The sequence below is a fragment of the Pseudomonas tensinigenes genome, from assembly GCF_014268445.2.
GTDB lineage: Bacteria > Pseudomonadota > Gammaproteobacteria > Pseudomonadales > Pseudomonadaceae > Aquipseudomonas > Aquipseudomonas tensinigenes.
In genome coordinates this window covers 3,207,390-3,229,796 of record NZ_CP077089.1, presented here as the reverse complement: position 1 = coordinate 3,229,796, position 22,407 = coordinate 3,207,390, and the positions used below count along the sequence as shown (strand labels likewise).

The window sequence follows — 22,407 nt, the reverse complement described above, 5'->3', positions numbered from 1 at the left end:
CATATCCGCCATCGCTGGGCTAAGGTGTCTGAACCACCTTGGCCCATCGAGTCCCCATGCGCTTCCTCGCCCGCACCCACCCTCGCCTGTCTGCCGCCGCCCTCCTCGGCCTTGCCACCGGTCTCCTGGTCCCCGCCGATTCCATCGTCAGCAAAATCCTCATCGGCTGGAACGCTGGCGTCTGGACTTACCTGATCCTGATGTTCTGGCTGACCGTGCGCGCCAAGGCTCCGGACGTCAAACGCATCGCTGAAGTCGAAGACGAAAATGCCGGGCTGGTGCTGTTCGTGGTGTGCATCGCCGCGCTGGCGAGTTTGGCGACCATCACCTTCGAGCTGGCTGGCAGCAAGGACCTGGAAACCACGCGCAAACTGCTGCACTACGGTTTCACCGCGCTGACGGTGATCGGCTCGTGGCTGCTGATCGGGGTGATTTTCTGCGTGCACTACGCCAGGTTGTATTACACCTGGAATGGCAAAGAGCCGGCGTTGCGCTTCGCCGAGGGGCTGACGACCCCCAACTATTGGGACTTCTTGTACTTCTCCTTCACCATCGGCGTGGCCGTACAGACTGCAGATGTCGGCGTGGCCACCCGCGATATCCGCAAAATCGTATTGGCGCAATCGTTGATCGGATTCGTGTTCAACACCGCGATTCTGGGATTTTCGATCAATATCGCCGCGGGTTTGTTCGGCTGACGCGACCCCGCCCGTCGGCGGCACAAAGATCGCTGGTGATCATTCACTTGACGGAAGCTTTGTTTTTGGTGTTTCCTGAAACCGGTTTCAGCGCTGTATTCAGACGTTGAGCCTATAAATCCAATAACAAGGTTTCAGACCGTGAACGACTTCTCCGCCGCCCAGCGCAGCCGCGTGACCATGCTCGATGTTGCCGAGCGCGCCGGTGTGTCCAAGGCCAGCGTTTCGCGCTTTATCGGCGATGACCGCGCCCTGCTCTCCGATACCATTGCCCTGCGCATCGAGCAGGCCATCGCGGAACTCGGCTATCGCCCCAACCAGATGGCTCGCGGTCTGAAACGCGGTCGCACACGCCTGATCGGCATGCTGGTGGCCGATATCCGTAACCCTTATTCAATCGCCGTGATGCACGGGGTGGAAACCGCCTGCCGTGCCCACGGCTACAGCCTGGTGGTGTGCAACACCGACCGCGATGACGAGCAGGAACGCCAGCACTTGGCGCTGTTGCGCTCGTACAACATCGAAGGGCTGATCGTGAACACGCTGGGGCATCATCGCGACGAGTTGCACGAGTTGCGCCGCGAGATGCCGCTGGTGCTGGTGGATCGCAAGGTCGACGGGCTCGACAGCGACATGGTCGGGTTGAATAACCCGCAAGCGGTGCAGATGGCCCTCGCGCACCTTGAACAACGTGGCTATCGGGATTTGCTGTTGGTGACCGAACCGTACGACGGCACCAGTTCGCGGATTGAGCGGGTCAGCAGTTTTCAGGCGCAGATTGCGCAGCGCTCGGGGTTGACCGGGGCGGTGCTGGAAACCGGCGATGATCTGAACGCGCAACTTCAAACCTTTTTAAACACACCCGGTAATGGTCCGAAAGCGCTGTTTTGCGCCAATGGCGTAGCGGCGCTGGCTGCGACGACTGCGTTACGCCAAATGGGTTGCCGATTGTTCGAGGACGTCGGGCTGATCGCCCTGGATGATCTGGATTGGTATCCGTTGGTGGGCAGCGGGATTACCGCGCTGGCTCAGCCGACGGCAGAGATTGGTGCGCGGGCGTTTGAGTGTCTGCTCAAGCGTTTGCGTGGGGATGATGAGGTGGCGCGGGTGGTGGATTTTGCGCCGGTGCTGGTTGAGCGTGGGTCGACCCGTGAGGTTGGTGGTGTTTGATCTGACGCCTTCGCGAGCAGGCTCGCTCCCACAGGTGACCGCGTTCCAAATGTGGGAGCGACGGTGCGACGATTCGACCTGCTCGCGAAGGCGCCCTAAAGGACAACACAGAAACACCTGATATTTTTTTGAACAAAAATGAAACCGGTTTCAGAGGTCAATAACAATGAATAAACCCGCCGTTTCCATCAGCCTGTCCAGCTACGGCGCCGAGCTTGTGCGCCAGCGCGGGCAGGATGCTTTCATCGATGTTCTGGCTGCGGCCGGGGCGAATCGCATTGAGTGGCGCGAAGAGCTGCTGACGCGTGAAGACCCTGCGCAACTGGCTCAGGCCACGCTGGCGCAAGGTCTGCAAAGCATCTATTCCTCGCCCACCGAACTCTGGCTGGCCGGCCAGTCACGCCCCAATCCCGAGCTGATCACCGCGCTGCAACAGGCCGAAGCGTTCGGATCGAAATGGTTGAAGGTTTCTCTCGGCTACTTCACCGATAACAATGATCTGCAAGCCCTGGACGAACGCTTGAAACTCAGCCCGGTGCAGTTGCTGGTGGAGAACGACCAGACCTTGCATGGCGGTCGGATCGAGCCGTTTCAGCGCTTCTTCGCCGCCGTCGAGCAGCACAGCTTGCCGATCAAGATGACCTTCGACATTGGTAACTGGCAGTGGCAGGACCAGTCCGCCACCAACGCGGCGCGCCTGTTGGGCCGGCACGTCGGTTACGTGCACTGCAAAGCCGTGGCCCGCCGCCCCGACGGCAAACTGGTGGCGGTGCCGCCGGCGGTCAGTGACCTGCATCTGTGGGAACAACTGTTGCGGCACATGGCCCAAGGCGTTATGCGCGCCGCCGAATACCCATTGCAGGGCGAAGATCTGGTGCAACTGACCACCGAGCACGTGGCCGCCCTCGCCCGCCTCGGCCAATCCCGTCTGGAGCCTGCGCATGTCTGAGATCGATATTCTTTCGTTCGGCGAAACCATGGCGATGCTGGTCGCCGAGCAGACCGGTGATCTGGCGGCGGTCGAGCACTTCCACAAACGTATTGCCGGAGCGGACAGCAATGTCGCGATCGGGCTATCGCGGCTGGGTTTCAACGTCGCGTGGCTGAGCCGGGTCGGCAATGATTCGCTCGGGCGCTTTGTGGTGCAGACCTTGATCAAGGAAGGTCTGGATTGCAGCCACGTCGATGTCGATAAACAGCACCCGACCGGTTTCCAGTTCAAATCGCGCAATGACGATGGCAGCGATCCGCAAGTCGAGTATTTCCGGCGCGGTTCGGCGGCCAGTCATTTGTCGCCGCAGTCGATTACGACCAATCTGCTGAGCGCCCGCCATCTGCACGCCACCGGCATTCCTCCGGCGCTCTCGGCTTCGGCGCGGGAGATGTCTTTCGAACTGATGACACGCATGCGCAATGCCGGGCGCAGCGTGTCGTTCGACCCCAATCTGCGCCCGAGCCTGTGGACCAGCGAGCGCGAAATGATCACTGAGATCAATCGCCTCGCCGCCCTCGCCCATTGGGTGTTGCCGGGTTTGAGCGAAGGTCGCTTGCTGACTGGTTTTGACGATCCGGCGGACATTGCGGCGTTTTATCTCGATCAAGGTGCGGAAGCGGTGGCGATCAAACTCGGGCCGGAAGGCGCTTATTACCGAACGCATCTGGCGTCGGGATTTGTCGCCGGTGTGCCGGTGGCCAATGTCGTCGACACGGTCGGTGCCGGTGATGGTTTTGCAGTGGGGATGATCAGCGCCCTGCTCGAACAGCAGAGTTTTGCCGAGGCGGTGCAGCGCGCGAACTGGATTGGCAGTCGGGCAGTGCAGAGTCGCGGGGATATGGAAGGCCTTCCAACCCGGGCTGAACTCTTCAGCGAATTTGAGGCCGCCATCGCTGGCAAGCCAGCTCCCACAAGGGTTGATGTTGGCAATGCAATCTTTGACATACCCGAGATCCCTGTGGGAGCTGGCTTGCCAGCGATGAGGCCCTGACAGGCAACCGATTCATTGAACCTGCTGCGACAAAAACAACAAGCTCAGGAGCAAGACCCATGAAAACCGCAACTCTCGCCACCCGCCGCTGGTGGTACATCATGCCGATTGTGTTCATCACCTACAGCCTGGCGTATCTGGATCGCGCCAACTACGGTTTCGCCGCTGCATCGGGCATGGCCGAAGACCTGATGATCACCCCGGGCCTGTCATCACTGCTCGGTGCACTGTTCTTCCTCGGTTACTTTTTCTTCCAGGTACCCGGTGCGATCTACGCGCAAAAACACAGCGTGAAGAAACTGATTTTCGTCAGCCTGATCCTCTGGGGCGGTCTCGCCACGTTAACCGGCGTGGTCTCCAACGCCTATTGGCTGATCGTCATCCGCTTCATGCTCGGCGTGGTCGAAGCCGCTGTCATGCCAGCCATGCTGGTGTATCTGTGCCACTGGTTCACCCGTGCCGAACGCTCGCGGGCCAACACGTTTCTGATCCTCGGCAACCCGGTGACCATGCTGTGGATGTCAGTGGTTTCGGGTTATCTGGTGCAGCATTTCAGCTGGCGCTGGATGTTCATCATCGAAGGTTTGCCGGCGGTGCTCTGGGCGTTTATCTGGTGGCGTCTGGCCGATGATCGTCCGTCCGAGGCCAAGTGGCTAAACGACCAGGAAAAGCACGATCTGGAAAGCGCACTCGCCGCCGAACAGGTCGGGATCAAAGCGGTGAAAAACTACGCCGAGGCGTTCCGTTCGCCGAAGGTGATCATTCTCGCGCTGCAGTTTTTCTGCTGGAGCATCGGCGTCTACGGGTTCGTGTTGTGGCTACCGTCGATCCTCAAGGCCGGCGCGCAAATGGACATGATCGAAGCCGGCTGGCTGTCGGCGCTACCGTATCTAGCGGCGGTGATCGGCATGCTCGTGGTGTCGTGGGGTTCGGACAAGTTGCAGAAGCGCAAACGCTTTGTCTGGCCGCCGCTGCTGATCGCGTCCATTGCGTTTTACGGTTCTTACGCACTGGGCGCTGAACATTTCTGGTGGTCGTACACGCTGCTGGTGATTGCCGGCGCCTGCATGTACGCACCTTACGGGCCGTTCTTTGCCATCGTCCCGGAGATTCTCCCGGCCAACGTGGCCGGTGGCGCGATGGCGCTGATCAACAGCATGGGCGCGCTCGGTTCGTTCGGCGGCTCGTATCTGGTCGGTTACCTGAACAGCTCCACCGGTTCGCCCGGCGCTTCGTATCTGTTGATGAGCGGCGCCCTGCTGCTGTCGGTGGTGCTGACAATTTTTCTCAAGCCCGGCGCCAGTGATCGCGTCGTCGCCAAAGCCGTTGCCACGCGTGCCGTGCCAGCACATTCCTGAAGAGACTTCTGCCATGAAAAAACAGGTCGTGTTGTACAAGAAACTTTCGCCTGCGCTGATGGCGCGTTTGCAAGAACAGTGCGAAGTGACGCTGATCAATAGCCTCGACGCCGACGGTCTGATGCAACTGCGCGACGCCCTGCCCCGCGCCCACGGTTTGCTCGGCGCCAGCCTGAAACTTGATGCGGCGTTGCTTGATCTGGCGCCGCAACTCGAAGCTATCGCTAGCGTTTCGGTAGGTGTCGACAACTACGACATCGATTACCTGAGCCAACGCAAGATCCTGCTGAGCAACACCCCGGACGTGCTCACCGAAACCACCGCTGACACCGGTTTCGCCTTGATCCTCGCTGCCGCCCGGCGCGTGGTCGAACTGGCGAACATGGTGCGCAGCGGGCAATGGAGCCGCAATATCGGTCCCGCGCATTTCGGCACCGATGTGCATGGCAAGACGCTGGGCATCATCGGCATGGGCCGCATCGGCGAAGCATTGGCGCAGCGCGGGCATTTCGGGTTTGGAATGCCGGTGATCTATCACAGCCAGTCGCGTAAACCGGCGGTCGAGGCGCGATTCGATGCGCAATATCGCAGCCTCGAAGAATTGTTACAGCAGGCTGATTTCATTTGCCTGACTTTGCCGCTGACGGCGCACACCGAAGGCTTGATCGGCGCCGAGCAGTTTGCGCTGATGCGCCCGGAAAGCATCTTCATCAATATCTCGCGGGGCAAGGTGGTCGATGAGGCGGCGATGATCGATGCGCTGCGTCATCAGCGGATTCGTGCGGCGGGGCTGGATGTGTTTGAGCGTGAGCCGCTGAACCATGATTCGCCGCTGTTGCAGTTGAACAATGTGGTGGCGACGCCGCACATGGGCTCGGCGACGCATGAGACGCGTGAGGCGATGGCGCGGTGTGCGGTGGAGAATCTGTTGGCGGCGCTGAAGGGAGAGAGGCCGGCGAATCTGGTGAATCCATCGGCCTGGCAGGGCTGAATTAATCGGTGACTGTAATGCCGCCTTCGCGAGCAGGCTCGCTCCCACACTGGATCTTCAGTGTTCACAAAACCAATGTGGGAGCGAGCCTGCTCGCGAAGAGGCCGGGACGGGCAACACAAAACCATCAGGCACTGCGCGCCTGTAACAGCTGCGCAGCACAAAGCGCAATCCGCGCACAGGCATCCGCCAGTTTCACCCGATCCAGCACCAGACCAATACGGATATGCCCCGCCGCACTCGGCCCGAACGCCTCGCCGGCCAGCACCGACACGCCATAGCCCTCCAGCAACCGTTCGGCAAACGCCTGGGCACCGAGCCCGGTCTGGCGCACATCGACCATCACGAACATGCCGCCATCCGGGCGAATCGGATACAGCCCCGGACAACCGCTTAGACGTTCGCAAACCAGATCCCGACGCAGGCGATACTCCTCGCGCATCTGAGTCACCTCTGGCAAATCGCTTTCCAACGCAATCTCTGCGGCTTTCTGCACAAAATCCGGCAGTCCGAACAACATGCTCAGCGACAAATTGACCAAATGCTCGGCCAGCGACTTCGGCCCGATCATCCAGCCGATGCGCCACCCGGTCATGGCATGGGATTTCGACAGGCTATTGATGGTCGCCGTGCGTTCGGCCATGCCCGGCAAACTCGCCGGGCTGACGTGCTGACCTTCATAGAGCAGCTCGCTGTAAACCTCGTCGCTGATCAACCACAAATCATGGCGCACGCACAGCGCCGCCAATTCCTGCCAGATCAGCAGTGACAGGCTCGCGCCAGACGGATTGTTCGGACTGTTCAACAGCATGGCGCGGGTTTTCGGGGTGATGCGCGCAGCAACATCGACCGGGTCGACACGAAAGCCGTTTTCCGGGCGCACCGGCACCGGCACCACCGTCGCGCCGCAAGCGCCAAAAACGCCTTCGTAGGTGACATACATCGGTTCGGCGACGATCACTTCATCGCCCGGATCCAGCAAGCATTGCGCCACCGAATACACCGCGCATTGCGCACCGGGCATGACGATCACGTGGTCGGCATCGACCGCTTGCCCGCTGCGCCGACGATGGCGTTCGGCAATCAGCGTGCGCAGCGCCAAACGACCGCGCACTTCGGAATAATGGGTATCGCCGGCCAACAAGCTGTCGATCGCGCCGTGAACAATTGGCAGAGGTGTATCGAAATCCGGATCGCCAATGCTCAGCAGCAGGATATCGACACCCTCGGCGCGCAACTCCAGCGCTCGGTCGTGAATCTGCCAGGCGGCGGCTCCTTCTCCGGCGATTCGTTGGGTCAAGGCTGAATAGCGCATGTACGTCTCCTGATTGCGCGGTCTCCAGCCTTCACCGTATCTCAAATCACAAAACGCGCCACCATCGCATTCAAATCAACCGCCAGACGCGACAGTTCATGGGTCGCGGCGCTGGTCTGGTTGGCCCCGGCAGCCGATTGCGTGGCCAGATCGCGGATATTGACCAGGTTGCGGTCGACCTCGCGCGAGACTTGCGCCTGCTCTTCCGAAGCACTGGCGATGACCAGGTTGCGCTCGTTGATCTGGTGGATCGACTGGGTGATCTGCTCCAGCGCAACACCGGCCGCGCGGGCCATTTCCAGAGTGGTCTGGGTGCGCTGGTTGCTTTGCTGCATCGACGAAACCGCTTCGCCGGTACCGTTCTGGATGCCGGCGACCATTTTTTCGATTTCCTGGGTCGACTGCGCGGTGCGATGGGCCAGTGCCCGCACTTCGTCTGCGACCACGGCAAAACCACGTCCGGCTTCACCGGCGCGCGCGGCTTCGATCGCGGCGTTGAGCGCCAGCAGGTTGGTCTGTTCGGCGATGGCACGGATTACGTCGAGCACTTTGCCGATGTCGCGGCCCTGCGCGGCGAGACCTTCGATCATCTGCGCGGTGTTTTGCACGTCGTGGGTCATGGTCTGGATCGCGTCGACGGTTTTCACCACTTGGTCGCGACCTTCACGGGCGGCATGGGTCGACTGGTTCGAGGCTTCCGAAGTCGACACGGCGTTGCGCGCCACTTCCTCGACGGCGGCGGTCATCTCGTTGACGGCGGTGGCGGCTTGTTCGATTTCGTTGTTCTGCTGCTGCAAGCCACGGGAGGCTTCTTCGGTCACCGCGCTGAGTTCTTCGGCAGCAGCGCCCAGTTGCGTGGCGGAACCGGCGATCTGCTCGATGGTTTTGCGCAGGTTGGTCTGCATGGTGGCGAGCGCCTGCAGCAACTGCGTCGCTTCATCCTTGCCATCGACTTCGATGACTTTGGTGAGGTTGCCGTCAGCAATGGTTTGCGCGGCCTGCACGGCACGGTTCAGCGGCGTGACGATGCTGCGGGTCAGCAACCAGGCCAGTAGCACCGTGGCAAAGGCTGCGAAAACAGCGACGATAATGATGCCGGTGATGGCGCTGTCATAATATTGGCCGGCCTGAATCGACGCGGTTTTCGCGTCGGAAGCATTCATGACGATCAGTTTATTGAGCTGCTCGCCCATCTGGTCGGTGCCGTCCTTGATCCGCGTGTTGATCAGGCTGCGCATCTCGTCGAGTTTGTCCTGGCGCGACAGCTCCATCATCTGATTCTGCGCTTGCAGGTAGTTGTCCAGCGTGGTCGCGAAGGTCTGGTACAACGCCCGCTCTTCCGGACTTGCCGGCAGTGCGGCGTAACTGGCCTGGGCGGCGCGAACCTTGTCGACCAGAACGCCGATGCGGGTCTGCGCTTCCTGCAACCCGGCCGCTTCGCGATTGACCAGCACGCGGAACGACAGAATGCGCAGACGCAGGACGTTTTCTGTCACTACGGCAAGTTGCGTCACGCTGGGAAGTTGCGTCGAATCCATCTCGACGGACGCCTGACGGATGATCGACATACGGTTGACGGCGAATACGCCGAGCACGATCACCAACAGGGCGATAAAGGCAAAACCGAGGAAGGCACGGGGCGCGATATTCAGGTTACGCAGGGACATAGTTGAGCTCTCGAAAGATAGAAACTACGAGCGTCCATGCGTCATCACTGGCCCGAGGGGGGCGGGCTCAGTCCGGCGTCACTGTTTTAGGAAGTTATGTGCGCGCCTGTTAGCTGTATCGGCCAGGCTTTAGGAAGATTGCGGGACAAGAGCAACTATTTTTCAGGGTGTTACAGCAATGAAACACTGGAGGATCGCTTTGTGTAGGAGCTGCCGAAGGCTCGGGCCGCGATCGGACGATCTTTTGATCTGGACTTTTAAAAGCAAAATCAAAAGATCGCAGCCTTCGGCAGCTCCTACAGGATTTGCTCAGGATTTCGCGGCAAGCTGCCAGACGCGGGCGATGTCCGTCGCGCGTTCACGCAGCAGGCGCGGCGCTTCGGCGCAGGCCTGTTCCAGCGTCATTGGGCCGCTGGTTACGGCGAATGCCGCATCGATGCCGTGATCGTAAAGCGCTTGGTAACCCTCGCCCAAAGTGCCGGCGATGACAATCACCGGCACCGCGTGCTGCTTGGCAATCCGCGCAACGCCGAACGGCGTCTTGCCGCGCAGGGTCTGCGCATCGAAGCGCCCTTCCCCGGTGATCACCAGATCGGCACCTTTGACCGCGTCGGCGAGGCCGACCAGTTCGGCAACCACTTCCACCCCGGCCTGAAATTGCGCCCCGAGAAACGCTTTGGCGGCAAAACCCAAACCGCCCGCCGCGCCACTGCCCGGCTCGTCACGAACGTCTTTGCCCAGGGCCTGCGCGCACAGTTCGGCGAAGTGGCCCAACGCCTGATCGAGTTGCTGCACCTGCGCCGGCGAGGCGCCTTTCTGCGGGCCGAAAATCGCCGAGGCACCGTGCGGGCCACACAGCGGGTTGTTCACATCAGCAGCGATGTCGAAACGCACCTGTGCCAGACGCGGGTCGAGTTCGCTCAGGTCCAGTTGTGCCAGTTGCGCCAACGCCAGACCGCCAGGTACCAGCGATTGACTCTGCGCATCAAGCAACTTCACGCCCAGCGCCTGCATCGCCCCTGCGCCGCCATCGTTGGTCGCACTGCCGCCAATCGCCAGAATCACCCGCTGCGCGCCGGCATCCAGTGCTGCGCGAATCAGTTCGCCGGTGCCGAAAGTGCTGCTGATGCAGGCATCGCGTTGCCCCAGCGGCACCAGTTGCAAGCCGCTGGCCTCGGCCATTTCAATGATTGCGGTATGGTTGTGCGGCAACCAGCCCCAAGCAGCGTCGACAGATGTGCCCAGCGGGCCGCGCACGCGGGTGCGGCGCAGTTCGCCTTCGCAGGCGGCGAGGATCGATTCGACCGTGCCTTCGCCGCCATCGGCCATCGGGCATTTGACCAGTGTGGCCTGCGGCCAGACCTGGGCCAGGCCAAGGGCAATGGCTTCAGCGACGCCTTGGGCACTCAGGCTGTCCTTGAACGAGTCGGGGGCGATGACGATCTTCATGCGAATTCTCCAGTTGCAATGCCCCTCATGCTGCCAGTCGGCCTGCGTATTGACGCCTGTCCGCTGCACAAGTGGCGGGGGCGTTTATTGTTCATTTTCACAAAAGATCTGATGTTGAATGTTCCGCCGCCTTCGCGAGCAAGCTCGCTCCCACATTTGAAATGCATTCCCCTGTGGGAGCGAGCTTGCTCGCGAAGGCGTCCTGAAGAACATTTCATGCCGACAGATCTGTCTGGGGTAGAAGCTGCACCCCGAGATACAGCGCCAGCATCCCATCGAGCCGCAACGGATCAACCCCACTCAGTTCAGCAATCCGCTCCATCCGATAACGCAAACTGTTGCGATGAATCCCCAACGCATCGGCACAGGCCTGACTCTGGCCATCGTGCTCGCACCAACTGCGCAACGTCGCCAGCAACTGGCCGTTGCCGTCCTTGGCGATCACCTTGCGTAGCGGTTTGAGCAATTCGTCCAGCGCATCGTCATTGCGATGGCGCCACAGCATCACCGGCAAGCGATAGCGGTTCAGCGTCAGCAATCGCGAATGCGGCAACACTTCCCGGCCATAGGCGAGCAAGTCGCCCACACGCCGATAGCAACGGCGCAGCCCCGCCAATCCATCGGCCTGCCCGCCCACGGCGATGCGCAGAATCTTCCAGCCGAGGCCGTCGAGTTTTTCCAGCAAGCGATCATGCTCGAGGTGCTGACTTGCCGGTCGACACCACAGCAGCGATGACTTCGCCGAACTCACGCACCAGCTATCGGGATAACGCGACATCAGCCAGGCACTCAGCGCCTCGACGGTTTGCCCCGGTCCATGTTCAAGGCCCAGCTCGAACAGATACGGCACCCGCGTCAATTGCGGTTTAAGCCCGAGCTGCTGTGCCTCATCGACCAGTCGCGGCGAGTCCCCCGCCTCGCTCAACAGCAACGCCAGCAGATCATCGCAACGCTGGCGCCGCCATTGCTGCTCGGCCTGCTGATTGCGCTGGCCGACGAGCATTTCGGCGGTCATGCGCACCAGTTCGGCATAAGTGCGCAACTGCTCCGGTTCGCCGGTGATGCCGAGTACACCGATCAAGCGCTGATCGAGCAACAGCGGCAGGTTGATGCCCGGCTGCACACCTTTCAAATGCACGGCGGTCTGCGCGTCGATCTCTACCACGCGACCGTTGGCCAGCACCAGTTGCGCACCCTCGTGACGGGTGTTGATGCGCTCCGGTTCACCGCTGCCGAGAATCAGCCCCTGGCTGTCCATGACGTTGACGTTGTACGGCAAAATGGCCATGGCCCGGTCGACGATGTCCTGGGCGAGGTCGTGATCGAGTTCAAACATGATGGGCAAGATCCTTGAAAAACGCGGCAGTCGGTTGTTCACCCGCACAGGGTCTGGCGGCAAACCCTGTGCTCAGGCACAAAGACAATCCGGCCAAAGGTGACCGAGACTCTCGGGGCGATCAACGTTACCCTTTGCATCGCAAAAAATCATAATAAAGAGAGAGCCGCTATGTCGCAGAGCGCCGCAGCTACCCAGACCATCGATGACGATAAAAACGCCGTCTACAAACGCATCACCCTGCGTTTGATCCCCTTCATTTTCATCTGCTACTTGTTCAACTACCTCGACCGGGTCAACGTTGGATTTGCCAAACTGCAGATGCTCGACGCCCTGAAATTCAGCGAAACCGTGTACGGCCTCGGTGCCGGTATCTTCTTCATCGGCTACGTGCTGTGCGGCGTGCCGAGCAACCTCGCATTGACCCGATTCGGCCCACGGCGCTGGATCGCCGTGATGATGATCACCTGGGGCACGCTGTCGACCTGCCTGTTGTTCGTCACCACCCCGACCGAGTTCTACACCCTGCGGCTGTTCACCGGTGCGGCCGAAGCCGGGTTCTTCCCAGGTGTCGTGCTGTACCTCTCGCAGTGGTTCCCAACCTTCCGCCGTGGCCGGATCATGGCGCTGTTCATGTCGGCGATCCCGGTGTCCGGTTTGCTCGGCAGCCCGTTCTCTGGCTGGATTCTCAATCACTTCGCGGCGGGCCAGGGTGGTTTGGCCGGCTGGCAGTGGATGTTCCTGCTGCAGGGTATTCCGACGGTGATCCTCGGCGCCCTCGCCTATTTCCTGCTGAGCGACAGCTTCGCCAACGCCAAATGGTTGAGCCCGCATGAGCGCGCGGTGCTGGAGGCGGATCAGGCTGAAGACCTGGCGAACAAGCCGAAAACCACTTCCGACTCGCTGCTGGCGGTGTTCAAGAACCCGGCGATCTGGGCGTTTGGTCTGATCTACTTCTGCATCCAGAGCGGCGTGTACGCGATCAACTTCTGGTTGCCGTCGATCATCAAGAACCTCGGCTTCAGCGATAACCTGGTGATCGGTTGGCTGAGTGCGATTCCGTATCTGCTGGCGGCGGTGTTCATGCTGGTGGTCGGGCGTTCGGCGGACCTTCGTAAAGAACGTCGCTGGCATTTGGTGGTACCGATGCTGATGGGCGCGATCGGTCTGGTGATTGCGGTGAACTTCGCGGCTAACCCGGCGATTGCGATTCTCGGTCTGACCATTGCCACGATGGGTGCGCTGACTGGCCTGCCGATGTTCTGGCCGGTGCCGACGGCGATGTTGAGTGCCGGCGCTGCGGCCGGTGGGCTGGCGTTGATCAACTCGATGGGGCAGATGGCCGGGTTCCTGAGCCCTTATCTGGTGGGTTGGGTCAAGGACAGCACCGGTTCGACCGATGCGGCGTTGTATTTGCTGGCGGGGGTGATTGTTGGCGGGAGTTTGCTGGCGTTGCGCATGACGCGGACGTTGCGGGCTTGAGGTTTTGATGCACAGGAGAACGGCCCTTTTCTGGGCCGTTTTTTATTGGGGTTTCGACTTGGGTTTTGTGGTGTTCTGTAGATCTTTTCCCCCTCACCCCAGCCCTCTCCCCCAGGGGGGCGAGGGGGAAAGGGAGCCGATTGCAGTGCTCTTCAAGAGTTGAGTTCGACTCGGGAAAAGGGAGCCGATTTTGGTGCTTTTCAAGACCTGAGTTCGACTCGGGAGAAGGGAGCCGATTTTGGTGCTTTTCAAGACTTGAGTTCGACTCGGTATTGCACGTCGGTGTACCTCGTTCAAACACCTCGGTCAGTCCCCTCTCCCTCTGGGAGAGGGTTAGGGTGAGGGCTGTGCTTTGGCGTCCAGCTCAATCACCAGACCACCCGGCATCTGCACGAAAATCTGCGCAATCCCCTCACCCGGCACCTGCGCCAGTTGATACGGCAATCCACTGTCACGCACCCGCTGCAACACCGTTTCCGCCGGCTCATCGGTACGAAACGCGATGTGGCTCAATTCCGTGTCATCGGGCAACGGCCGCTCAATCACATGCACCACGGCGTGTTCATCCTGATACAGCCAACGCCCGGGGAACGGAAACGGCGGCCGACGGCCCGGCTTCAACCCGAGCAACTTGGCGAAATCTTCCTGCAAGGTCTGCCCGTCAGCGGTATTGAACGCCAGATGATCGAATGTCCAGCTCATGCGCCTCTCCTGCGATAGTTGATTGATTGCAGTATCCAACCTTGCCAATCACGAAAAAATCCCGCAAAAAAGCAAAGATCTTTAAAGGATTTTTAGCAATGAGCTCGATTCTCGATCTGGAGATCTTCGTTCGTGTCGCCGATGCTGGCAGCATTTCCGCCGCTGCTCGCGCGCTGGAGCTGACGCCAGCCGCCGCCAGTATTGCGTTGAAACGCTTGGAAACCCGCCTCGGTATCCGTTTGTTCGCACGCTCCACCCGCAGCATTCGTCTGACTGAAGAAGGTCGGCGTTATCTTGAAAGCGTGCGCCTGGCACTGGCGGCGCTAGCCGAGGGCGAACAGGCACTCAAGCAGCAAAGCGAAGGGCTGAGCGGCGTGTTGCAAATGGCTGCGCCGTCGGACTTCGGGCGCAATGTGTTGTTACCGTGGCTCGACGATTTCAAGCGTGAACATCCGAACATTCAACTGCAATTGTTGCTCAACGACCGGCACGCCGATCTGTTTCGCGAGACCGTCGATGTAGCGCTGCGCTTTGGCGTACCGAGCGATTCGACGCTGGTAGCATTGCCGATTCTGCCGCAACACCGCCGCGTCGCCTGCGCCAGCCCTGACTATCTGGCGCGCCATGGCACCCCGCAACATCCCGGTGAATTGTCCGGGCACAGCGCCCTGCTCTACCTGCGCAATGGCCGGCCCTACAACAGCTGGCGCTTCAGTCGCGGCGCTGAAACGCAGGAAGTGGAAGTCCACGGCGACTACCTCAGCGACGACGGTGAAGTCGCCCGCCGCTGGGCGCTGGCCGGGCATGGCATCGCGTACAAGGCTTGGCTCGACATTGCCCAAGACGTCCGCGCCGGGCGCTTGGTAACGTTGTTCGATGATTGGCAAGGTGAAAACGTGCCGTTCAATTTGCTGTGTCCGCATCGGGTTCAAGTGTCTGAACGGGTCAGGGTGTTGCAGGCGTTTCTGCAAGAACGTTGCGCAGAATTGAGCCAATAATTCACTTTGCCGCATCGCACGCTTCTGGTATTTGATTAACCCTTTCCCACCGACAAAAGGATTTCGGCATGAGCTTTCGCACACTCGGTCACTCAGGGTTACAGGTGTCCACCCTCACCCTCGGCACGATGATGTTTGGCGAGCAGACCAGCGCCGAAGATTCACTGCGCATCATCAACAAGGCCTGGGATCAGGGAATCAATTTCATCGACACCGCCGACGTCTACACCAACGGCCGTTCCGAAGAGATCGTCGGTGAAGCGATTGCCCGGCATCGGCATGAGTGGGTGCTGGCGACCAAGGTCGGTTTCGGCCCGGTGGACGGTGTGCCGAATCGCAGCGGTTTGAGCCGCAAACACATCTTCAATGGCATCGATGCCAGTCTGACCCGGCTCGGTACTGACTATCTCGACATCTATTACCTGCACCGTGAAGACCACAACACGCCGCTTGAAGTGAGTGTGTCGGCGATTGGCGATCTGATTCGTCAGGGCAAGATCCGCTATTGGGGTTTGTCGAACTATCGCGGCTGGCGGATTGCCGAGGTGATTCGCATCGCCGATAAACTCGGCGTTGACCGTCCGGTGATCAGTCAGCCGTTGTACAACATCGTCAACCGTCAGGCCGAGACCGAACAGATCACGGCCGCGCAAACCTATGGCCTTGGCGTGGTGCCTTACAGTCCGCTGGCCCGTGGCGTGCTCAGTGGCAAGTACGCGCCGGACGCGACACCGGACGCGAACAGCCGCGCCGGGCGTCAGGACAAGCGCATTCTGGAAACCGAGTGGCGCGTGGAGTCGCTGCGCATTGCCCAGCAGATTCAGCAATACACTGAGCAACGCGGGGTCGGCATGGTCGAGTTTGCGATTGCCTGGGTGTTGAACAACGGCGCGGTCACATCGGCGATTGTCGGGCCGCGCACTGAGGCGCAATGGGATGCGTACACCCTGGCGCAAACGGTGAAGATTACGGCTGAGGATGAGGCGTTTATCGATTCGCTGGTAACACCGGGGCATTCATCGACACCCGGGTTCAACGATGTGAGTCATTTTGTGTCTGGGCGTAAACCGCGTTCGGCTTGAAGTAAGCAGATTGGGGGCGCAATACAAATCCATTGTAGAGCGAGCCTGCTCGCGAAGAGGCCGGCACATTCAACATCTGCGTTGTCTGGCACACCGCTTTCGCGAGCAGGCTCGCTCCCACAGGTTTTGTGCTTATCTTCAGGATGTGGGGAATATTGACCACTTGGCCAATATTCAGCACAAAAACCACGTATCCTTCGCGCCCCGTTTGACCATCAACCCGCGAGGACAGTTTGTCTAAAGGTATCGCTCTATCGGTTTCAGCCTCGGTGCTGTTTGCCGTCATGTATTACTACACTTCGTTGCTCACGCCGTTGAGTGGCGTGGAGATCTTTGGCTGGCGGATGCTACTGACCGTTCCGTGCATGACCGTGTTCATGCTGGTGTCCGGGGAATGGCGGCGGGTGCTGGAGCTGGTTCGGCTGATGGCGGCAAAGCCGAAATTGATCGCAGGCCTGATCGTTTCGGCGGCCCTGCTCGGTGTGCAATTGTGGCTGTTCATGTGGGCGCCGCTCAACGGCTACAGCCTCGATGTTTCGCTGGGCTACTTCCTGCTGCCACTGGCGATGGTGCTGACCGGGCGTATTGCCTACGGTGAGAGCCTGTCGTATCTGCAAAAAGTCGCGGTGTTTTTCGCCAGCCTGGGCGTGCTCAATGAGCTGTATCAGGTCGGCGGCTTTTCCTGGGCGACGCTGGTGGTCGTGGTGGGCTACCCGCTGTATTTCGTGCTGCGCAAATTCCTGAAAACCGACAACCTCGGCGGCCTGTGGGTCGACATGACCCTGATGTTGCCGGTCGCGTACTGGTTCGTGCAGGGCGGCGAACAAGGCATGGCCGTGTTCGATCAATATCCGGGGCTGATGTGGCTGATTCCATTGCTTGGATTGATCAGTGCTTCGGCGTTGGTGGTGTACATCATTGCCAGCCGTTTGCTGCCGTTCAGTTTGTTTGGCCTGTTGAGTTATGTTGAGCCGGTGCTGTTGCTGGGTGTGGCGTTGTTGCTCGGTGAGAGCATCAAGTCCGGGGAATGGCTGACATACATTCCGATCTGGCTGGCGGTTGTGGTGCTGGTCTTTGAAGGCTTCAAACACCTGATGCGGCAACGCCGCCCTTAAAAGCAAAAGATCGCAGCCTGCGGCAGCTCCTACAGGTAAATGCATTGCAAATGTAGGAGCTGCCGAAGGCTCGGGCCGCGATCGGACGATCTTTTGATCTTAAAAAAAATCCCGGCACTGCATCTCTGCAGGCCGGGATTTTTTCAGTTCAGTGGCGGATTACTCGGTTGCGAGTACACCGCGACGCACTTGGTCACGCTCGATCGATTCGAACAAGGCCTTGAAGTTGCCTTCGCCGAAACCATCATCGCCTTTACGCTGGATGAACTCGAAGAACACCGGGCCCATCAGGGTTTCCGAAAAAATCTGCAGCAGCAGACGCTTGTCGCCCTGCTCCGAGGCGCCGTCGAGCAGGATGCCCCGCGATTGCAGCTGATCAACTGGCTCGCCGTGGTTCGGCAGACGGCCTTCGAGCATTTCGTAGTAGGTATCCGGCGGCGCGGTCATGAAGCGCATGCCGATCTTCTTCAGTTGATCCCAGGTCTTGATCAGGTCGTCAGTGAGGAACGCCACGTGCTGGATGCCCTCGCCGTTGAACTGCATCAGGAACTCTTCGATCTGGCCCGCGCCCTTGGACGATTCTTCGTTCAGCGGGATGCGGATCATGCCGTCCGGTGCGGTCATCGCTTTCGAGGTCAGGCCGGTGTATTCGCCCTTGATATCGAAGTAACGGATCTCGCGGAAGTTGAACAGCTTCTCGTAGAAGTTCGCCCAGTAGGCCATGCGACCGCGATACACGTTGTGCGTCAGGTGGTCGATGATCTTCAGGCCGGCACCGACCGGGTTGCGATCAACGCCTTCGATAAACACGAAGTCGATGTCGTAGATCGAGCTGCCTTCGCCGAAACGGTCGATCAGGTACAGCGGCGCGCCGCCGATGCCTTTGATTGCCGGCAGGTTCAGCTCCATCGGACCGGTTTCGATATGAATCGGCTGAGCGCCGAGTTCCAGTGCGCGATTGTAGGCTTTTTGCGAATCCTTGACGCGGAACGCCATGCCGCACACCGAAGGGCCGTGCTCGGCAGCGAAGTACGAGGCGACGCTGTTCGGTTCGTTGTTGAGGATCAGATTGATCGCGCCCTGACGGTACAGGTGTACGTTCTTGGAACGGTGGGTGGCGACTTTGGTGAAGCCCATGATCTCGAAGATCGGCTCCAGGGTGCCCGGTACCGGCGATGCGAGCTCGATGAATTCAAAGCCCATCAGGCCCATTGGGTTTTCGTATAAATCTGTCATGGTGACGCCTCATCATTCTTATCAAATTAACCTGGGTTATTTGTCAGTCTGCGAGGTCGGTGGGTGGCGCACAGGAGATGCCACGCACACTGCGGGCGAGGAAGTCACCGTAGATCAGTTGAAACCCGAATATCTTCATTGTCGACCCAAGGCTCTTGCGGGCGAGGCTTCTGCTGCCAGAAGACGATTATTATTGTATGCGTAAACCGATTCTACACAGCGTAAATAGGCTTGTCTGCTCTCTCTATAAAATCCGCTTTTTTGCGCCCGCTGCAAGGGGTTTGTTGCACAGGTAGATGCCGCTCAGGATCAGCGCTCCGCCCATGCACATGGCCGCCGTGAGTTGCTCGCCCAGTAACAGCGCGCCAAGGATGACTGCCGTCAACGGGTTCAAAGCGATAAACACGCCGCTGCGCGTCGCGCCGATTTTACGAATGCCGTCGTAGTAGCCGATGTAGGCCAGCGCCGAGCCGAGGACACCGAGGTAAATCAGGCTCAACCATTGCGGCAGGCCGAGGTTATTCAGCTCCCCCAAGCTCAACTCGCCGCGTACCGCCGCCAGAAACCACAACATCAACGTGCCGATCAGGATCGAGTACGTCACGGTCTGCACTGGCCCCAGTGTCTGATTCAGCTCACGGGAAAACAACGAGTAAACGCCCCATCCCAGCACACAGCCGAGAATCAATAGATCACCGATCCATGCATCGGGCGTTGCAGCCAGTAATTGCGGATTGCGACTGACGATCACCATACCGGCGCCGACAATACAGGTGGCGATGCCGGCGACTTTCATCCGGCCCAGATGCTCTTTGAACAACCACCACGAGGCCAGACCGATCACTGCCGGGTTCAACGCGACGATCAACGAGGCGCGCGAGGCGTTGATGTATTGCAGGCCGTAAAAGAAGCACAGGTTGTAGAAGAAAATCCCGAAGAAACCCAGCAGAGTCAGTTGCAGCCATTGCCGGGGCGTCGGCCGCGCCAAGGGGATCCGCGCCAGCCACAAAAAGCCGAGCAACGCTGCACTGGCCAGCAAAAAGCGCAGGCTGGCGGCGAACATCGGGCTCAGGCTGCCGGCCAGGAAACGCCCGGCGACAAAGGTCCCGCCCCAGATCATGGTGACCGCCGCCAGCGTCAGGTAAACGGGTATGTCGGATGAAATTGTGTGCAGCTGCTCGGCGTTGCGCATGACGCTCCAGACCTAGGAAGTTGAGGAATGCCGTATCATTCACCTCATTCCCCATCATCGTAAAATGAGCAAATACTCATGACCCTTACGCAACTGGAGATTTTCTCGCTGGTCGCCGAACTGCGCGGCTTTACCCTCGCGGCCCATCGGTTGGGGATTTCACAGTCGGCGGTGTCCCACGCAATGAAATCGCTGGAGCAGGAACTGGGGGTCGAGCTGCTGCGTCGACACCAGTCGGCAGTGGAACTCAGCGATATCGGCGAACAATTGTTGCTGCGTGCCCGCGCCATGCTCGGCCTGGCCAACACTCTGCGCCAGGAGGCCGCCGATGCTCGCGGGATGAAAAGCGGCACCTTGCGCATCGGCTCGTTCGGGCCAACTTCGTCGATCAAACTGTTGCCCAATATTCTGCGACGCTATCGAGAAGCGCATCCGGGCATCGAAGTGCACATCGATGAAGGCCCGGACCGTCAAGTGACTCAATGGTTGGAAGAACGGCGGATCGACATCGGTTTCGTAGTACTGCCCGAAGAGCGTTTCGACACGTTTGCCTTGCTCGAAGATCAGATGGTTGCCCTGCTCCCTATCAGCCATCCGCTGGCAGCAAGGTCGGCGTTGAGCCTCACGGACTTGTGCGACACCCCGTTCGTGCTGACCGAGGCCGGATCAGCGGAACTGGTGTCGCGGCTGTTCACAGCCGCGCGTTTGCAACCGAACATTCGGTATCGCTGCTCGCAACTGCTCAGCACCCTCGACACGGTCAGCCGTGGCGATGCCATCACGATTGTTGCCGAAGGGTCTTTGCCGGACGGCGGCTCCCCTCGTTACGTGAAAAGGCCGTTGTTACCCGCCGTGCCGCGCGAGGTTGGACTTGCCGTCCTCGATCAGCGCCAGGCCTCCCCTGCCACCCTGGCTTTTATCGAATTAGCGACGCGGATGAACTACTGATGAGCGGCGCGGGCGCCTTCTGCCATCTATCATCCCCTCTGGCTGATGTGTTTTTCAGCGGCGCGCCGTTATCCGGCCTGCATTCGAGAGCCCCACTCCATCGCGACAGGATGCGCCCATGCCGTTGACCGTCAGACCCCGCCGCAAGCGCAGCACCCGCATCGTTTTTACACTGCTCAGCGGTTTGCTTCCGGTGCTGCTGGGTAGCGCGATTCTTTATATGCAAGCCGAACGCACGCTGGAGCAAGGTTCAAGACAGACTGCCGAAGAGGCGTTGCGCCAATTCGAGTTGATGCTCGACAACACCGCCCAGGCCGCCCATCAATTGCTGCCACTGGCCGGCCAGACGTGTGAGAACGTCAAACTTGCTTTACGCGAGCAAGTAACTCGCCGCCCGTTCGTGCGCTCGACCAATCTGGTGTGGGACGACAATCTCTATTGCAGCTCGTTGTTTGGCGACTATAAAGAAGCCGTCAACGCAGGCGACTACAACCAGGGCAAGTTGTGGCTGATGAATGGCAACCCGGTGACACCCAACACCGCTCTGCTGGTCTATCGGCTCAGCGAAGGTCGCGGCGGTGCCCTGACAACACTGGACGGTTACCATCTAAGCAACATGTTGCGTCTGATCGGTCGGCACATGCTGCTGGTGTTGCAAGTGGGCGACAACTGGCTGTCGGCCGACGGCAAAGTGCACAGTGGCGCCCTGCCAGCGTTGCCGATAGCGCAAAACAGCTTGGACTCCTCCCGTTATGCGTTCAGCGTTTCTGCGGGTTTTCCCGAGGGCGAAACCTGGCGCTACATGGCCGATGAGTATCCGCCGCTGTTCAGTCTGTTGATCTTTTTTGGCGTGGTATCGGGGGCCATCGGCCATGTCTTGCAGAAGCGCTCCACGTCACCGAGCCACGAGATGCTCCGCGCGTTGGAGGCAGGCGAGTTCATTCCTTACTTTCAGCCCGTGGTGCATGGCGACAGCAAGGCATGGTCGGGGGCCGAAGTGTTGATGCGCTGGGCTCATCCCAAAGAAGGTCTGGTGCGCCCGGATCTGTTTATTCCGTTCGCCGAGCATTCGGGGTTGATCGTGCCGATGACTCGCGCACTGATGCAACAAACCGCAGCGCTGTTAGGCCCATTGTCACCGACGTTCACCCCGCCGTTTCATATCGGCATCAATATCACCGCGAGCCACTGCAAAAACCTGGAGTTGGTGGACGACTGCCGAACGTTCCTCGCCGCGTTCGCGCCCGACAGCATCAGCCTGGTACTGGAGTTGACCGAACGCGAATTGATCGAGCCGACCGACATCACCCGGCAATTGTTCGAGCAACTGCACGCGCTGGGCGTGAAGATCGCGATTGACGACTTCGGCACCGGCCACTCGAGCCTCGGCTACTTGCGCAAATTCAATGTGGACTTCCTCAAGATCGATCAGAGTTTCGTCGCCATGATCGGCATCGATGCGCTGTCCCGACACATTCTCGACACCATTATCGAACTGTCGGCCAAGCTTGATTTGGGTATTGTGGCCGAAGGTGTCGAAACTCAGGCGCAGGCCGACTATCTGACAGCACATCACGTCAACTTTCTGCAAGGCTACCTGTTCGGCAAACCGATGCCGGCAGCGGACTTCATCAGCGCATTAACTCACCATTAACTAAGCCGGATTAAGACGAGCGTACCGAC

At 59.8% G+C, this 22,407-nt stretch carries 19 protein-coding genes; 12 read left to right on the top strand and 7 right to left on the bottom strand.

Annotation, left to right across the window (positions count from 1 at the left end; genetic code table 11):
• The first annotated feature begins 56 nt into the window (after nt 1-56).
• The 6 genes from HU718_RS14265 (at nt 57) to HU718_RS14240 (ending at nt 6,202) form a co-directional block, all read left to right on the top strand.
• Complete coding sequence (locus HU718_RS14265) at nt 57-698, top strand: DUF1345 domain-containing protein (protein ID WP_007912177.1); 642 nt, start codon at nt 57-59, stop codon at nt 696-698.
• A 141-nt stretch (nt 699-839) separates the two neighbouring features.
• Nucleotides 840-1,868 carry a LacI family DNA-binding transcriptional regulator gene (locus HU718_RS14260; protein WP_186615939.1) on the top strand — a complete coding sequence of 343 codons (1,029 nt, stop codon included), beginning with the start codon at nt 840-842 and terminating at the stop codon, nt 1,866-1,868.
• A 166-nt stretch (nt 1,869-2,034) separates the two neighbouring features.
• Nucleotides 2,035-2,817, top strand: coding sequence for a sugar phosphate isomerase/epimerase family protein (locus HU718_RS14255; RefSeq protein WP_186615938.1), 783 nt, complete (start codon nt 2,035-2,037; stop codon nt 2,815-2,817).
• Nucleotides 2,810-3,853, top strand: a complete 1,044-nt coding sequence (locus HU718_RS14250; RefSeq protein ID WP_186615937.1) for a sugar kinase — start codon at nt 2,810-2,812, stop codon at nt 3,851-3,853. Before HU718_RS14255 ends, HU718_RS14250 begins: the two co-directional genes overlap by 8 nt.
• 59 nt (nt 3,854-3,912) lie before the next feature.
• A complete protein-coding gene (locus tag HU718_RS14245; RefSeq protein WP_134177380.1) occupies nt 3,913-5,211 on the top strand; it encodes an MFS transporter in 1,299 nt (432 codons plus the stop codon).
• A 13-nt stretch (nt 5,212-5,224) separates the two neighbouring features.
• On the top strand, nt 5,225-6,202 hold the full coding sequence (locus HU718_RS14240) for a 2-hydroxyacid dehydrogenase (RefSeq protein ID WP_186615936.1): 978 nt from the start codon (nt 5,225-5,227) through the stop codon (nt 6,200-6,202).
• 127 nt (nt 6,203-6,329) lie between these two features.
• Here HU718_RS14240 and HU718_RS14235 read toward each other — a convergent pair whose 3' ends face one another.
• The 4 genes from HU718_RS14235 to HU718_RS14220 all read right to left on the bottom strand — a co-directional run bounded on the left by HU718_RS14235 (nt 6,330) and on the right by HU718_RS14220 (nt 11,969).
• Nucleotides 6,330-7,517, bottom strand: coding sequence for a pyridoxal phosphate-dependent aminotransferase (locus HU718_RS14235; RefSeq protein WP_095120918.1), 1,188 nt, complete (start codon nt 7,515-7,517; stop codon nt 6,330-6,332).
• Between the two features lie 41 nt (nt 7,518-7,558).
• Entirely contained in the window at nt 7,559-9,184 is a 1,626-nt protein-coding gene (locus HU718_RS14230) for a methyl-accepting chemotaxis protein (RefSeq protein ID WP_186615935.1), read from the bottom strand.
• Between the two features lie 309 nt (nt 9,185-9,493).
• Nucleotides 9,494-10,633: a glycerate kinase gene (locus HU718_RS14225; protein ID WP_186615934.1), complete on the bottom strand. Its 1,140-nt coding sequence runs from the start codon at nt 10,631-10,633 to the stop codon at nt 9,494-9,496.
• A 214-nt stretch (nt 10,634-10,847) separates the two neighbouring features.
• A complete protein-coding gene (locus tag HU718_RS14220) occupies nt 10,848-11,969 on the bottom strand; it encodes a sugar diacid recognition domain-containing protein (protein WP_186616368.1) in 1,122 nt (373 codons plus the stop codon).
• 171 nt (nt 11,970-12,140) lie between these two features.
• Between HU718_RS14220 and HU718_RS14215 the strand changes: the two genes are divergently transcribed.
• On the top strand, nt 12,141-13,451 hold the full coding sequence (locus HU718_RS14215; protein ID WP_095120923.1) for an MFS transporter: 1,311 nt from the start codon (nt 12,141-12,143) through the stop codon (nt 13,449-13,451).
• Nucleotides 13,452-13,784: 333 nt separating this feature from the next.
• Here HU718_RS14215 and HU718_RS14210 read toward each other — a convergent pair whose 3' ends face one another.
• A complete protein-coding gene (locus HU718_RS14210) occupies nt 13,785-14,153 on the bottom strand; it encodes a VOC family protein (protein WP_095120924.1) in 369 nt (122 codons plus the stop codon).
• Nucleotides 14,154-14,251: 98 nt separating this feature from the next.
• On the opposite strand from HU718_RS14210, the gene HU718_RS14205 reads away from it, so the two are divergent.
• The 3 genes from HU718_RS14205 (at nt 14,252) to rarD (ending at nt 17,348) form a co-directional block, all read left to right on the top strand.
• Complete coding sequence (locus HU718_RS14205; RefSeq protein ID WP_186616367.1) at nt 14,252-15,151, top strand: LysR family transcriptional regulator; 900 nt, start codon at nt 14,252-14,254, stop codon at nt 15,149-15,151.
• 68 nt (nt 15,152-15,219) lie between these two features.
• Nucleotides 15,220-16,233 carry an aldo/keto reductase gene (locus HU718_RS14200; protein WP_186616366.1) on the top strand — a complete coding sequence of 338 codons (1,014 nt, stop codon included), beginning with the start codon at nt 15,220-15,222 and terminating at the stop codon, nt 16,231-16,233.
• 233 nt (nt 16,234-16,466) lie between these two features.
• Nucleotides 16,467-17,348, top strand: a complete 882-nt coding sequence (gene rarD, locus HU718_RS14195) for an EamA family transporter RarD (RefSeq protein WP_150707112.1) — start codon at nt 16,467-16,469, stop codon at nt 17,346-17,348.
• A 159-nt stretch (nt 17,349-17,507) separates the two neighbouring features.
• On the opposite strand, the gene hppD is transcribed toward rarD, so the two are convergent.
• A complete protein-coding gene (hppD, locus tag HU718_RS14190; RefSeq protein WP_016984437.1) occupies nt 17,508-18,584 on the bottom strand; it encodes a 4-hydroxyphenylpyruvate dioxygenase in 1,077 nt (358 codons plus the stop codon).
• Between the two features lie 244 nt (nt 18,585-18,828).
• Nucleotides 18,829-19,776 carry a DMT family transporter gene (locus HU718_RS14185; RefSeq protein WP_186616365.1) on the bottom strand — a complete coding sequence of 316 codons (948 nt, stop codon included), beginning with the start codon at nt 19,774-19,776 and terminating at the stop codon, nt 18,829-18,831.
• Nucleotides 19,777-19,854: 78 nt separating this feature from the next.
• On the opposite strand from HU718_RS14185, the gene HU718_RS14180 reads away from it, so the two are divergent.
• Together HU718_RS14180 and HU718_RS14175 are read left to right on the top strand one after the other, a co-directional pair.
• Nucleotides 19,855-20,724, top strand: coding sequence for a LysR family transcriptional regulator (locus HU718_RS14180; protein WP_186616364.1), 870 nt, complete (start codon nt 19,855-19,857; stop codon nt 20,722-20,724).
• Nucleotides 20,725-20,842: 118 nt separating this feature from the next.
• Entirely contained in the window at nt 20,843-22,378 is a 1,536-nt protein-coding gene (locus HU718_RS14175; RefSeq protein WP_186616363.1) for an EAL domain-containing protein, read from the top strand.
• The last annotated feature ends 29 nt before the right edge of the window (nt 22,379-22,407 follow it).